The organism is Saccharopolyspora gloriosae, from assembly GCF_022828475.1.
Classification (GTDB): Bacteria; Actinomycetota; Actinomycetes; order Mycobacteriales; family Pseudonocardiaceae; genus Saccharopolyspora_C; species Saccharopolyspora_C gloriosae_A.
The window spans coordinates 697630-710120 of record NZ_CP059557.1; the positions used below are offsets into that span (position 1 = coordinate 697630).

The 12491-nt window shown below is 68.6% G+C and carries 13 protein-coding genes, 1 tRNA gene and 1 pseudogene; 7 read left to right on the plus strand and 8 right to left on the minus strand.

From position 1 onward, the window contains the following. The first annotated feature begins 42 nt into the window (after positions 1–42). The 4 genes from H2Q94_RS03015 (at position 43) to H2Q94_RS03030 (ending at position 3577) form a co-directional block, all read left to right on the plus strand. Entirely contained in the window at positions 43–1284 is a 1242-nt protein-coding gene (locus tag H2Q94_RS03015) for an MFS transporter (RefSeq protein ID WP_243791751.1), read from the plus strand. After that, positions 1281–2249, plus strand: a complete 969-nt coding sequence (locus H2Q94_RS03020; protein WP_243791753.1) for a DMT family transporter — start codon at positions 1281–1283, stop codon at positions 2247–2249. The genes H2Q94_RS03015 and H2Q94_RS03020 overlap by 4 nt, the downstream gene beginning before the upstream one ends. Before the next feature lie 109 nt (positions 2250–2358). Next, positions 2359–3210 (plus strand): bifunctional methylenetetrahydrofolate dehydrogenase/methenyltetrahydrofolate cyclohydrolase, encoded by an 852-nt coding sequence (locus H2Q94_RS03025; RefSeq protein WP_243791755.1) that lies wholly within the window; start codon positions 2359–2361, stop codon positions 3208–3210. A 70-nt stretch (positions 3211–3280) separates the two neighbouring features. Next, entirely contained in the window at positions 3281–3577 is a 297-nt protein-coding gene (locus tag H2Q94_RS03030; protein WP_243791758.1) for a DUF3017 domain-containing protein, read from the plus strand. A 190-nt stretch (positions 3578–3767) separates the two neighbouring features. Here H2Q94_RS03030 and H2Q94_RS03035 read toward each other — a convergent pair whose 3' ends face one another. The 4 genes from H2Q94_RS03035 to H2Q94_RS03050 all read right to left on the minus strand — a co-directional run bounded on the left by H2Q94_RS03035 (position 3768) and on the right by H2Q94_RS03050 (position 6694). Continuing rightward, entirely contained in the window at positions 3768–4610 is an 843-nt protein-coding gene (locus H2Q94_RS03035; RefSeq protein WP_243791760.1) for a DUF4253 domain-containing protein, read from the minus strand. Positions 4611–5073: 463 nt separating this feature from the next. After that, positions 5074–5271: a DUF1918 domain-containing protein gene (locus H2Q94_RS03040; RefSeq protein WP_184482931.1), complete on the minus strand. Its 198-nt coding sequence runs from the start codon at positions 5269–5271 to the stop codon at positions 5074–5076. A gap of 93 nt (positions 5272–5364) precedes the next feature. Continuing rightward, entirely contained in the window at positions 5365–5817 is a 453-nt protein-coding gene (locus H2Q94_RS03045) for a hypothetical protein (protein ID WP_243791762.1), read from the minus strand. A 43-nt stretch (positions 5818–5860) separates the two neighbouring features. Further along, a complete protein-coding gene (locus tag H2Q94_RS03050) occupies positions 5861–6694 on the minus strand; it encodes a metal-dependent hydrolase (RefSeq protein WP_258718654.1) in 834 nt (277 codons plus the stop codon). Between the two features lie 370 nt (positions 6695–7064). On the opposite strand from H2Q94_RS03050, the gene H2Q94_RS03055 reads away from it, so the two are divergent. The 3 genes from H2Q94_RS03055 to H2Q94_RS03065 all read left to right on the plus strand — a co-directional run bounded on the left by H2Q94_RS03055 (position 7065) and on the right by H2Q94_RS03065 (position 8821). Beyond that, positions 7065–8285, plus strand: a complete 1221-nt coding sequence (locus H2Q94_RS03055; protein ID WP_243791766.1) for an NADP-dependent isocitrate dehydrogenase — start codon at positions 7065–7067, stop codon at positions 8283–8285. Positions 8286–8438: 153 nt separating this feature from the next. Next, complete coding sequence (locus H2Q94_RS03060; protein WP_243791768.1) at positions 8439–8639, plus strand: DUF4177 domain-containing protein; 201 nt, start codon at positions 8439–8441, stop codon at positions 8637–8639. 107 nt (positions 8640–8746) lie between these two features. Continuing rightward, a tRNA-Val gene (locus H2Q94_RS03065) sits at positions 8747–8821 on the plus strand. 85 nt (positions 8822–8906) lie between these two features. Here the strand turns inward: H2Q94_RS03065 and H2Q94_RS03070 are convergent. The 4 genes and pseudogenes from H2Q94_RS03070 to H2Q94_RS03080 all read right to left on the minus strand — a co-directional run bounded on the left by H2Q94_RS03070 (position 8907) and on the right by H2Q94_RS03080 (position 12458). Beyond that, positions 8907–10073 (minus strand): tyrosine-type recombinase/integrase, encoded by a 1167-nt coding sequence (locus tag H2Q94_RS03070; RefSeq protein ID WP_243791770.1) that lies wholly within the window; start codon positions 10071–10073, stop codon positions 8907–8909. A 148-nt stretch (positions 10074–10221) separates the two neighbouring features. Beyond that, positions 10222–10479 carry a helix-turn-helix domain-containing protein gene (locus tag H2Q94_RS30830; RefSeq protein ID WP_397545416.1) on the minus strand — a complete coding sequence of 86 codons (258 nt, stop codon included), beginning with the start codon at positions 10477–10479 and terminating at the stop codon, positions 10222–10224. 66 nt (positions 10480–10545) lie between these two features. Then, positions 10546–11079: pseudogene (locus tag H2Q94_RS03075) on the minus strand (site-specific DNA-methyltransferase); the annotation flags it as partial. A gap of 395 nt (positions 11080–11474) precedes the next feature. After that, positions 11475–12458, minus strand: a complete 984-nt coding sequence (locus tag H2Q94_RS03080) for a GlxA family transcriptional regulator (RefSeq protein ID WP_475274216.1) — start codon at positions 12456–12458, stop codon at positions 11475–11477. Between the last annotated feature and the right edge of the window lie 33 nt (positions 12459–12491).

Sequence of the window (12491 nt, forward strand, 5' to 3'; positions counted from 1 at the left end):
TTCGGTGGCCGTCACAGGGTGCGCCCCGGCACAGTGATCCGAGTGCTCCGCCCCTACCTGCTGCTGGCCCAGGTCCCGCACGCGTTCCCGCTGCTCGGCGCGTGTTTGCTGGCGAGGCTGCACCAGCCGGCGATCAACCTGGTGCTCACGTTCCTGATCGCGGACTGGACCGGCTCGTACGCGGCGGGCGGTGTGATCGGCGGGGCGATCACGGTGGGCCAAGCCGTCGCAGGGCCGATGCGCGGCCGGGCGGTGGACAGGTCGGAGCCGTCGAGAGTGCTGCTGATCACGGGCTGCGGTTACGGGCTCGGCTTGGTGCTGATCGCGTTCCTGGCGCGGCCGGGTGGCTGGCTGCCCGCGTCGTGGTGGTGGCTGCTGCTGCCGGTGGCGTTCGCGACGGGACTGTCGTTCCCGCCCGCCGGGCAGGTCGGTCGGGCGATGTGGATGCGGATCGCCGACGGTCCCGCCCGGCAGGCCGCGTTCGCCGCCGAGGCGACCCTCAACGAGCTGCTGTTCGTGGTCTCGCCGATCCTCGCCGCGTTCGCCGTGGCCGTGCAGGGCGCGTTCGCTGCGACCTTGTGGTGCGCCGCGATCAGCGCACTCGGTTCCGCCGGGTTCGCCGTGACGCTGTGGCGCAGCGGTCTGCGCCCGATGCCGTCCGGGGGTGAGCGTCCGGGAGGGCGGTCGTTGCTGGCGGCTCCGGGATTCGGACTCCTGCTCGGCTTCGGCTGCCTGATGATCGGCGGCGTGATCACCGTGGACCTGCTGATCGTCGGCTGGGCGCGGGAACGCGGCACGCCGGAGCTGGCGGGTTACCTGGCGGCGGCGTGGGCGATCGGTTCGCTGATCGGCGGCCTGCTGCTGGGCGCGACGTCCGGGCGGCCGCGGGTGTGGCTGCGCGGCTTGCTGGTCACGGCGGGCATCGTCGTGCTCGTCCCGGTGCTGCCACCGGTCGCCGATCCGGGCTCGCCGTGGCTGGTGACCGCGGTGCTGCTGGTGGGCGGGTTCGCGATCGCGCCGATGTTCGCGGCGGCCAACGCGCTGCTCGGCGAGCTCGCGCCGGAGGGGCGTCGAGTGGAGGCGTTCGGCTGGATGGCCAGTGCGGGACAGGCCGGAGCGGCGATCGCGGCGCCGGTGACCGGCGCGCTGCTCGACCTGTCCGGGCCTGCCGCGGCGGCCGCGGTGGGCGCCGTGCTGGCGGCGGTCGCGGTGTGCCTCGTGGCACACCCCGGCGTCCGAAGGTCGCGTTCGGCGCAGTGCACGGAGGACACTGCCGTCACGTGAGTGCTCAACCCGATTCAGGTCCCCGTTCCGCCGCGCGCACCCGAGGTCTCGGCATGCTCGGTGCGGTCGTCGTAGGTGTGGTGCTGTCGGTGCAGTCCCGGCTCAACGGTGCACTCGGCGCGCAGTTGCACGACGGGCTCGGGGCCGCGGTGATCTCGTTCGGTTCCGGCCTGGTCGTGCTGCTGATCGCGACCGCGTTCCTGCCGGTCGCGCGCGCGGGCCTGCGCGCCGTGCGCGACGCGCTGCGCGGGGGAGGGCTGCGCTGGTGGCAGTGCCTCGGCGGGATCGCGGGCGGATTCCTCGTGTTCGGGCAGGGTTTGTCGGCGGCCGCGCTGGGCGTCGCGCTGTTCACGGTGGCCGTGGTCGCCGGGCAGGTCGGCAGCGGTCTGGTCGTCGACCGGATCGGACTCGGCCCGGCCGGGCCGCAGCGGGTGACGTCGCCCCGGGTGCTGGGCGCGGTGCTGGCGGTGATCGCGGTGTTCGTCGCCGTGTGGGACGAACTGACCGGGTCCGGAGTGAGCTGGCTGATCCTGGTGCCCGCGCTGGCCGGTATCGGCGTGGCCTGGCAGCAGGCGGTGAACGGGCGGGTGAAGCAGACGGCGGGTTCACCGGCCTCCGCCGCGGTGATCAACTTCGGGGTGGGCGCGGCGGGACTGCTGCTGGCCTGGCTGGTGGAGGTCGCCGCGCGCGGACTGCCGTCCGGGCTGCCCGCGCAGCCGTGGCTCTACCTCGGTGGGGTGCTGGGCATCTTCGTCATCGGCGGTGCCGCGGCGCTGGTGCACTACACGGGGGTGCTGGTGCTGAGCATGGGCATGGTCGCCGGGCAGCTGCTCGGCGCGCTGCTGCTCGACCTGCTGGTGCCCGCGCCCGGCACGGAGGTCCCGCTGACCACGGTGATCGGTGTGGGGCTCACGTTCGTCGCGGTGGCGGTCGCTTCGCTGCCGGATCGCGCCGCCCGAGCCTGACCACCAGCCCCCGCAGCTCGTGGGCGGCCGTTCCCGCTCCCGGTGACGCGGCCGGCAGGCCGTTGATCCGGCCGGACCGGCGACGGCCGCGTCTGCCACGATTGGCGATGTGAGCGCGACGATCCTGGACGGCAAAGCCACCAAGAACGCGATCTACGACGAGCTGACGACGCGGGTCGCCCGGCTCGCCGAGCGCGGCGTCACCCCCGGGCTGGGAACGGTGCTGGTCGGCGACGACCCCGGCTCGCAGTCCTACGTGCGCGGCAAGCACAACGACTGCGCGAAGGTCGGCATCGCCTCGCTGCGTCGCGACCTGCCCGCCGAGAGCACCCAAGGCGAGCTGGAGGCGGTGCTCGACGAGCTCAACGCCGACCCCGCCTGCACCGGCTACATCGTGCAGCTGCCGCTGCCCGAGCACCTCGACGCCGGGCCGCTGCTGGAGCGGGTCGCACCGGACAAGGACGCCGACGGGCTGCACCCGATCAGCCTGGGCCGCCTCGTCCTAGGTGAACCGGCTCCGCTGCCGTGCACCCCGCGCGGCATCGTCGAACTGCTGCGGCGCCACGAGGTGCCGCTGGACGGCGCGCACGTCGCCGTCGTCGGCCGCGGCATCACCGTGGGGCGGCCGTTGGGGCTGCTGCTCACCCGGCGCAGCGAGAACGCCACGGTGACCCTCTGCCACACCGGCACCGCAAACCTGGCCGCCGAGGTGCGCCGCGCGGACGTCGTGGTGGCCGCAGCCGGACGGCCGCACCTGATCACCCCGGACATGGTCAAGCCGGGAGCCGCGGTGCTCGACGTCGGCGTCACCCGCACCGACGGGGGCGTCGCCGGGGACGTGCACCCCGAGGTAGCCGAGATCGCCGGGCACCTCTCGCCGAATCCCGGCGGGGTGGGGCCGATGACTCGGGCCATGCTGCTCACCAACGTCGTGGAGGCCGCGGAGCGTCATGTCGACTGAAGGTTCGGACGGCCATCGCGGGCTGGGCTCTACGATCACCCGGCACGTCGGGCAAGCGTGGGGGGCCGGCATGAACGAACGTTTCGGCGACCGAGCGAAGTGGGCGGCGCACGTACCGTTCGCGCTGGTGCTGCTGGTCGCCGCGATCGGTTTCCTGCGGGTGGCGATGCACGCCTGGCGTGAGGGTTCGATGCTGCTGAGCCTGGCGCTGCTGCTGGCGGCGGCGGCACGGGCGTTCCTGACGAAGGACCAAGTGGGCCTCATCGCGGTCCGCTCCCGCCCCGTCGACCTGATCCTCTACGGCGGCTTCGGCCTGGTCCTGATGGCGGTGGCCGTGACGATCGTCGGCGGCCCGCTCGCCTTCTGAGCCTGTCGGGGATCTCCCGGCGGTCTGCGCGGCGGAACCTCAGGCGCCTTCCGGCTGCGGGATCTCTCCGCCACGAGGGAAAAGTCCTCGCGAGAAGACACCTGAGAACCCGCCGGTGGGCGACTCAAGCTGATCACTGCTCATCGGCTTCGCCGCTGACGAAGAACATCTTGCAGGCGAGGCGAAGGGGTCATTCCCACCAGAAGGACCAGGTGCGGCGGCCTCGGATCTCGCGGGCGTAGGAGGCGATGCTGCCGGAGTCCTGCAGGACGCGGTCCGGGCAGAACGCCCAGTGCTCCGCGGCCACCGAGGTGGCGTGCGCCGGGTCTTGCGGGGGAGCGGCGACGCTCACGTCCAGCCGATCCGGCCCCAGCCGCAGCAGCCGCGCCCCGAACCGGTCCTCCCAGCTGCGCAGCAGCGCGGAGAGCCCGGCCGTGCGGGACACGTGGTTGGCCGCGCCGGACCACCCGAGCACGGTGAGCACGTCCGAACCGCGCCGCACCGGCACCAGCCCGAGCCGCGTCTCGTCGTCGACGAACCGGACGGCCTGCTGGTTGGCGAGGATGTCCGGGTCCGCCAGCAGATTCCCCGCAGGCGCCAGTTCCGGGCAGTTCACGTCGAACGGAGCCAGCGAATCCAGGTCGTAGGCGGGACCCAGGTCGTCGTCCGAGCGGCACAGCCCGTCCCAGATCCGCAGCATGACGTCCTCCGCCCGCCACAGGTCGATGTGCTCCAGCGGTTCCGGCGGCACCACGCCGACGGTGCACCGGCTGCCGTAGGTCTCGGTGTCGTCGCACAACAGCAGCGGCCACAGCCCGCTGCGCCGATGATCACCGCGCAACGCCCCGAGCAGCCGGGGTGCGGGCCGGTCCAGGCTGATCCAGCACAGCGGGGGTTCTTCGCCGGTGGCGCGGGTGGACTGCTCGGTGAGCAGTTCGCCTTCGGGCAGCGGGACCGACGGCGCCACCCCGGACGCTCTCGCCAGCAGCTCGGAGAGGTCGGCTGGGATCTCGGTGGCCTGGTCGTCGTGCAACTCGTCACCGCCTCCTCACCTGACGTCACGCCGCGCCCACCCTAATCAGGCGTGCGGTGCGTCAGGTGAACCTGCCGCCTTTTCGTGATCCACGGCCGGACTTGGGCTCCTTCTGAGCAGGTGTTCGGGTGGCGGAACCTCAGCTGTCTTCTCGCTGCGGGATCTTTTTCCCTAGTGGCTCCGCCACGAGGGAAAAGCTGTCCTCGCGAGAAGACGGCTGAGAACCCGCTGCGGTGCCGGTTGCCGGGGTGGTCGCTGCTCAGCGGCTTCGCCGCTGACAAGACAAGGGGCAGGGCGGCAGTCGACGTGTGAAGTGGACGGAATTCGGGTTTCCGGTGACGTTCAACGTTCTTCAGGACCCGGAGTTGCTCCGAGCGGAATGACGCCCCGCTCACGGATTCTGGGGGCCGCGCTGAGCCCGGGTGGTGCCGTCCCGGTTCGAACGGCACCCTCGCCGGGCGGATCAGGCCTCTTGTGCGCGCCGTGGCTCGACGATGCAGTCCGGTCCTGGGTACACGAGACGTTCGTGCCCGTCGTCGAACCGGACCAGGTACGGCGGTGCGCCTGCCGTGCCGCGCACCTCCAGGATCAGGCCGGTGCGGTCGGTCTCCTCGACCGTCCGGCTGTGCACGTGCAGTTGGTCGCCGATCGCTGCTCTCATCACCTTCACCTCCGCGTCCAGGCTAGGTGACCGGTGGCCCGCGCCGCAGTGCTCGCAGGGCGCTGACCAGGTGCGATCTTCGAACTGGGGGTGTCAGCCGCCGGTGACGTCGGCGCAGGTGGAGGCGATCGCGGTGGTCTTCTCCATGTGCTGCTGCGACCAGTTCAGCCCGTTCTGCAGGTTGATCTGACCGGTGGCGACCTGCTCTAACGAAGCCTGCACGTCGAGCAGGTCGTCCTGCAGCGTCTGGTCGCCGACCCGTTGCGCGAGCGCGCCGATCTCATCGGCCTTGGCGCGCGCGTCGTCCTGCGCCTGGTCGAGGTCCGCGAGGTTCGGCGTGTAGCCGCCGACTTCGACGGCGTCGAGGCATGCGGAGGCCTTGTCCAGGCCTTGCTGTGCCTGGTCGAGCTGCTCCTGGGTCTCCTGGAACTGCCCGCATCCGGCGAGCACCGGCAGTGCCAGCGCCGCCACGACGATGAGCTGCTTACCGGCTCGCATCGGTTCCTCCGGTGTTTCGTCGGCGCCCGCGCGCCGCCCGTCCGTCACCTTATCGAGCGCCTCATGGGCGGAGTGGGCGTTTTGCGTCACTTCACTGGCGCGGCGGAAGCCAGCTCATCACCTCGGGCGGCAGGTTCAGCGACGCGACCCACGGAGCCGCGCCGACGCGGTAGAGCACCACCGCGCCCAGCACCACGGCGATGATCGTCATCGCCGGTCCGACCAGCACCATTTCCACCTTGCCGCCGGTGCGCATCCGCATCGCCTTCGGCGGCGCCACCGGGTACCACGTCTTGCCGTCCAGCGGGACCGGCCACAGCATCGGGCAGCCCTGTTCGGTGATGGCGTCGCCGATGAAGTGCGCGACGCAGCCGAGCATCACCGCCACGCCGAACGCCGCGGCCTCCGTCGGCTGGTCCCCGGCCCACGCCCAGCAAGCGAGGGTGAGCACCAGCGAGGCACCGGCGATGAGCAGCGCGTCCTTCTGCGAACTCCAGGTGTGCATGATGCCGCGCACGGCGAGCCCGGCGAACGCGAACATCAGCACGCCGAGCGCGGTGCCGCTGCTGCTCTGCACGATGGCGGTGGTGACGAGCCCGGCGAGGATCGCGAAGACCACGGTGTGGGTGAACCCGCGGTGGGTGCCTTCCCGGTCGCTGTCGTGCTTGGTGCGGGTGAGCCGGTACATGAACCCGCTGATGCCGCTGAACAGCGCCGAGACTCCTCGGGATATCGCGCCGAAGGTGCTGGCCACGGTCGACTTCGGGTGGTCGATGTCCGGTAACAGCGCGGCGCCGGAGGCGAGCGTGGCGCCCACCACCCACGTCTTCGGCGACAGCTGCCCGATGAGGTGCGTGTCGGCGAGCGCGGTCACCGCGGACCAGGCCGCCAGCCCGCTCATGGCGTGTGTCGGTCCTGTCGCCACTGCGGTCTCCCCCGTGATCGTTGCCCTCGGCCCCGGCAGGCGTTGCCTTCGGCCCGGGCAGGAATTGCCTGCGGCCCGGGCAGGCATTGCCTTCGGCCCGGGCAGGCATTGCCTTCGGCCCGGGCAGGCATTGCTTGCGGCCCGGCAGGCGTTGCCTTCGGCCTTGTGATCGTCGCCTCTGGCTCCGGCAGCGTTGCCCCTGGCCCCGGCATCGCTGCCTCCGAAAGCCTAGAAGGTGATCTCCCGCCGGGTGGCCGGGTGGGCGTTTTCGTCTCATGCCGCTGTCGCAGACGGCGGGGGCGGGGCACAATCGATACCGATAGCAGTACGCTTGTACCGCTTGCATCTCGCGAGAGGAGCACCCCGCCACATGAGCAAGATCAAGGTCCAGGGAACGGTCGCCGAGCTCGACGGCGACGAGATGACCCGGATCATCTGGTCCTTCATCAAGGACAAGCTGATCCACCCCTATTTGGACATCAACCTCGATTACTACGACCTGGGTGTCGAGCACCGCGACGCCACCGACGACCAGGTGACGGTGGACGCCGCGAAGGCCATCGCCCAGCACGGTGTCGGCGTCAAGTGCGCCACGATCACCCCTGATGAGGCCCGAGTAGAAGAGTTCGGCCTGAAGAAGATGTGGCGGAGCCCGAACGGGACCATCCGCAACATCCTCGGTGGCGTCATCTTCCGCGAGCCCATCGTGATCTCGAACATCCCGCGGTACGTGCCCACGTGGACCAAGCCGATCATCATCGGCCGTCACGCGCACGGCGACCAGTACAAGGCCACGGACTTCAAGGTCCCCGGCCCGGGCACGGTCACCATCACCTACACGCCCGCGGACGGCTCCGAGCCGATCCAGCAGGAGGTCGCGCAGTTCCCGACCGACGGCGGCGTGGCGATGGCCATGTACAACTACAAGCGCTCCATCGAGGAGTTCGCCCGCGCGTCGTTCCGCTACGGGCTGGAGCGCGAGTACCCGGTGTACATGTCCACCAAGAACACGATCCTCAAGGCCTACGACGGCGTCTTCAAGGACGTCTTCGAGGAGATCTTCGAGAACGAGTTCAAGGCGGACTACGACGCCAAGGGCCTGACCTACGAGCACCGCCTCATCGACGACATGGTCGCCACGGCCATGAAGTGGGAGGGCGGTTACGTCTGGGCGTGCAAGAACTACGACGGTGACGTGCAGTCCGACACGGTCGCGCAGGGCTTCGGTTCGCTGGGCCTGATGACCTCGGTGCTGATGACCGAGGACGGCAAGGTCGAGGCGGAAGCCGCGCACGGCACGGTCACCCGCCACTACCGCCAGCACCAGCAGGGCAAGCCGACGTCGACGAACCCGATCGCGTCGATCTTCGCCTGGACCCGCGGCCTGGAGCAGCGCGGCCGGCTGGACTCCACTCCGGAGGTCAGCGGTTTCGCCCAGGCCCTGGAGAAGGTCGTCATCGAGACCGTCGAGAGCGGCAAGATGACCAAGGACCTCGCGCTGCTCGTCGGCGGCGACCAGGGTTACCAGACCACCGAGGAGTTCCTGGCCTCGCTGGACGAGAACCTGCAGAAGAAGATGGCCGACCGCTGATCTTCCGCTGCCGGTAACGCGACGCCACTTTCGCCCCGCTTCGGGGTGGGAGTGGCGTTTTCGCGTTCGGCGGGCCGTTTCGGCCCGCCCGGGAACCTCCGGGCCGCCCGCGCGTCCACCGGTGGGATCTTTTCGGGACTGGAGGAGGAACGGATGCCGTACCAGTACAAGGTCGTGGAGCTCCGGGAGAAGTGGCTCGGCGGCAAGATGTCCGGCGACAAGCTCGAAGGCGTCCTCAACGACCACGCCGCCGAGGGCTGGCGACTCAAGGACATCACCGGCGCCGACGTGAAGGGCCGCTTCGGCCCCGACGGCGTCGAGGGCCTCCTGGTCACCTTCGAACGCGAGGTCTGAGCGAGGCTTCCCGGCACGCGTGCCCCGGTTCGTCCGGGGCGCGCGCGGCTGTTGATCTCGCCTCCGCTATGCTGTCCTCGCACGCCACGGCGGGCACAACTTCACAAGCGCGTTTAGCTCAGCGGGAGAGCGCTACCTTGACACGGTAGAGGTCACTGGTTCAATCCCAGTATCGCGCACCAGTACTTTACGCAGGTCAGAGCCCCTGCCGGTGATCTTCATCGGTGGGGGTTTTCGTGTGTTTGGGAGGGGACTGGGAGGCGTTGATCATGGCTTACCGGATTGGGGCGAAATGTGGTCACGCTGCCGGTCATCAGCGGGGGTCGCGGCAACCGGGGTCATTTGTGATATACGCCACTTATTTTCTAGGGCTGTGATCATGGTGTCGATCATCAGCTGGGTGACGTGGGTGTAGATGCCGCGAACGCCGCTCATTTCGTGACCGAGACGATCGTGCTGGAGCACTTCGTAGATGCGGTCTTCGGAGAGCCAGCTCTTCTGGGTGTGGCGTAGTCCGTGGAAGTCCAACCCGGGCTGGAGGGGCCGCCACCCCCGGGAGGCTTGACCGGCGACGGCTGGGCGCCAGATTCGACGGTTGAAGTTCGATCGGCGGAGAAGGCCGTCTCGTGCGCCGGTGAAGACGTGGTCGTGGAACTGTGTGGTGGCGTGTTCGCGGAGCAGTTCGGCCAGAAACGGTGGCAGGTGGACCGTGCGGGCGCTGGCGGGGGTCTTGGGTGGTCCGAGTTCGAGGTGGCCTGCGGTCTCGTGGAGTGCTCCGACGTTCGGGTCTACGACGATGGCGGCGTGTGGGGAGCGGTCGAGGTGGACGTTGCGCCATTGCAGTCCGGCTAGCTCGCCCCAGCGCAGGCCGGTGTACGCGGCAACGATGATCATCGTCCGGTAGGGGCCGCAGCGGTCGGCGATGGGCAGCAAGCGCGTCGGCGTGACGATCTCCCTGCGGTCAGATGGGGCGAGCTTGAGGCCGAGGCGACGGCAGGGGTTCTTGGTGATGAGGTCTTCCTCGGCGGCTTCGGCGAGGATCGTGGAGAAGAGCGAGATGATTTCGGCGACGGTCGCATCTTTCAGGTCTCGGCGAAGCTTTTTGGACCACGTTTTTACCGTGATGCGCTTGATTGACCCGATTTCGGTGGTGCCGAAGCGTGGTTCGATGTGGTTACGAATATAGGAGTCATACTTCGACCACGTGTTGCTGCTCACCTCGTGTGCCTCGCGCCAGATTTCGATCAATTCGTTGAGAGTGGTCTGTGCTTTTCGTGGGTCGGTGAAGGTGCCACGCTTGGATTCGTAATTGATGTCGTCGGCGCGGCTTCGCGCATCGGTGGGGTTGGTGTAGCCGCTGTCGGTTCCGATGGTTCCGTCTGGGCGCTGGTAGCGGACGCGCCAGCCCGCGCCGTGTTGTTCGATCCAGGCCATTGGTATTCCTCCAACATGTGTGGGGTCCGCCCGGTCGATCCGGGCGGACCCCATTGACGCTCTATATCGGCTAGAGCGGAACCGGTATGTTGTCATTGGCCGAAGAAACTTCGACCAATGCCGAATTGTTCGGTGATCCGGTTCTGATTTATCTCCGCTGGCGGCTCGGGAACGATATGCGGGCAAGCTGGACTATGTCGCGCAGATCCTTCTCGGAGAAACGCAAATGCTTCCCGAGGAGAGTGCACGGAATCGCGCGGGCCCCCGCTTTGCGGTGGAGCCAGGACTCTTTGACCGCTAGCTTTTCGGCGGCTTCAGTAGGGGTATAGATTTCAGGTAAAGCTGTGTCGTCGACTGAATCAGGTTCTAGCCTGTTGTGGTCGAATCGGGTGTTCTTGCTTGCCATGATGGGCCTCGCGATGCTTGCCGATAGTCCTAGAGTGGGGTCCGAGTGCGCATGTCATGACGCAATTCAGTCTTGATTCGGCGTTCGGAAAATAATGACGTCTTCGTGGGCGATGAGGTGTAGCGGGAGTCCGGTGTCGCGTTGTTTGCGGATGAAGTCGCGTTGGAAGAAGCTGCCGCGGGCGATGAGTTCGGTGTCGGTGGCTCGCGCGAGGAGTGCGACGCAGCGTTCGGTGGGGATGAGTCCGGCTTGTTGTCCGCAGGTGAGGATTTGGGTGGGCAGGTCGATGAGTTCGGAGTGTTCTCGCCAGGGCCGCAGGGTGATGGCGATGTGTCCGCCGGGTTTCAGGAATGCGCGTAGGGCGGTGAGGATGCGGGTGAATCCGGCGAGGAGTCGGTGGTGGCCGATGTTGGCGAGGTTGCCGCGGTCGAGGGTATTGCCGTAGCGGTGGTGGAACTTCTGGACGGTCTTGTTCGGTTTGGTGATGACTTGGCCGTGGACGGAGGGGCCGTAGGGCGGGCTGGTGACGGCGAGTGCGGCTTGGCCGGCGTACTCGACCGGCAGCAACGTCCGGAGTTGGCGGGCGTCTCCGGAGTAGACCGGCTCTTCCCAGATGAGGGTGTAGGTCGGCCGGGCGCGTCGGTCCGCAGATAGACGTCGAGGTCTCCCGACGATGGAGGTTCCTACGCCATCCATCCGAAAGACCTCGACGTGTCCGACGCTACCCCGCCGGCCGGGTTCGGCCGCCCTGACCTGACCGCCTTCGCGGCTCATCCCAATCGACCCTGATCGGGTCTGCTGACCCCCTCGACGAGAACGCAGCGACATCACAGCCACCCAACCCCGACCGTCCGGGAAGCCGGGGCACGTCACATGGCCTGTGCTGCGGGCGTGTCGAGTGGGTCGTCCAGGGGCGACGCAGGAGCGTCGACGCGACGTGCTGAGAGGTGGTTCCAACCGAGCGCTAGGACACCGGCTACAGGCATGGCGATAGGTCAGGAACGGCGTCGCCCCCTGCGCAGGAGGGAGCGCAGAGTCTCGGCGTTCGCGTAGCCGACCCGTCGCGCGATCTCGGCGGAGGTGAGGTCCGTGGTTGCTGAGAGGTGCCGAGCTCGTTCGATGCGAAGCCGTTGGACGAAGCCGAGCGGAGTGAGGTTGAGCGCCGCACGGACTCGTCGTTCGAGGGTGCGCCGGCTGGTGCCGAGCGACTGCGCGACGAAGGCGACGTTGAACGGTTCGTCCAGGCGGACGCGCACGAAGCGTTCGAACTCGACGACGATCGAGTCCTCGTGCCGGAGATGTTCGTAGGCGACGAAGGCCGCCTGCGACGGGCGCTCGTCGATGATGAGGAGCTTGGCGACATGTTGGGCCAGGTCGGGGCTGATCGATCGCACGAGTGAGAGCGCGAGGTCGATGTGGGCGAAGGCGGCGCCGGCGGTGACGAGGTTCCCGTCGACCACGACCATGGTGTCGAGATCGAGGGCGACGGTCGGATAGCGCTTCAGGAACTCCGGCCCCAGGAACCAGCTGGTCGTCGCCCGCCGATGATGCATCCGTCCGGTCTCGGCGACGGCGAACACGCCGGTGCACGCCGCGGCGATCCGGGTGGTCGCGTCGTCGAGGCGCCCGAGTGAGGCGATGACCGAACGAGCATCTCGGCTCTGGAGGGCGTCGTGGGTCGCGGCGGCCGTGAGGGTTCCAAGCGCAGGGACGACGACCACGTCGAACTCTCCGGACTCCGACAGCGGGTGGCCCACCGACAGGGTCATCGATGCCGTCGTGGTCACTCGCCGTTTCGGTCCGAGGATGGCGAGTTCGATCGGGTCGATCCGCGGGTCGACATCGCCGCGGGCTCCGTCGGCCACCCGCACGATGTCGATGACCGACGCGACCGCCGAACCGAAGCAGCCGTCGATCGCGATCAGTCCGATACGCATGGCGCGAACAATAGCAATACTGCCGTATACGCCACTCCCCACCGGCCCTCGCTCGTCATACGCTGAACTCGCCCC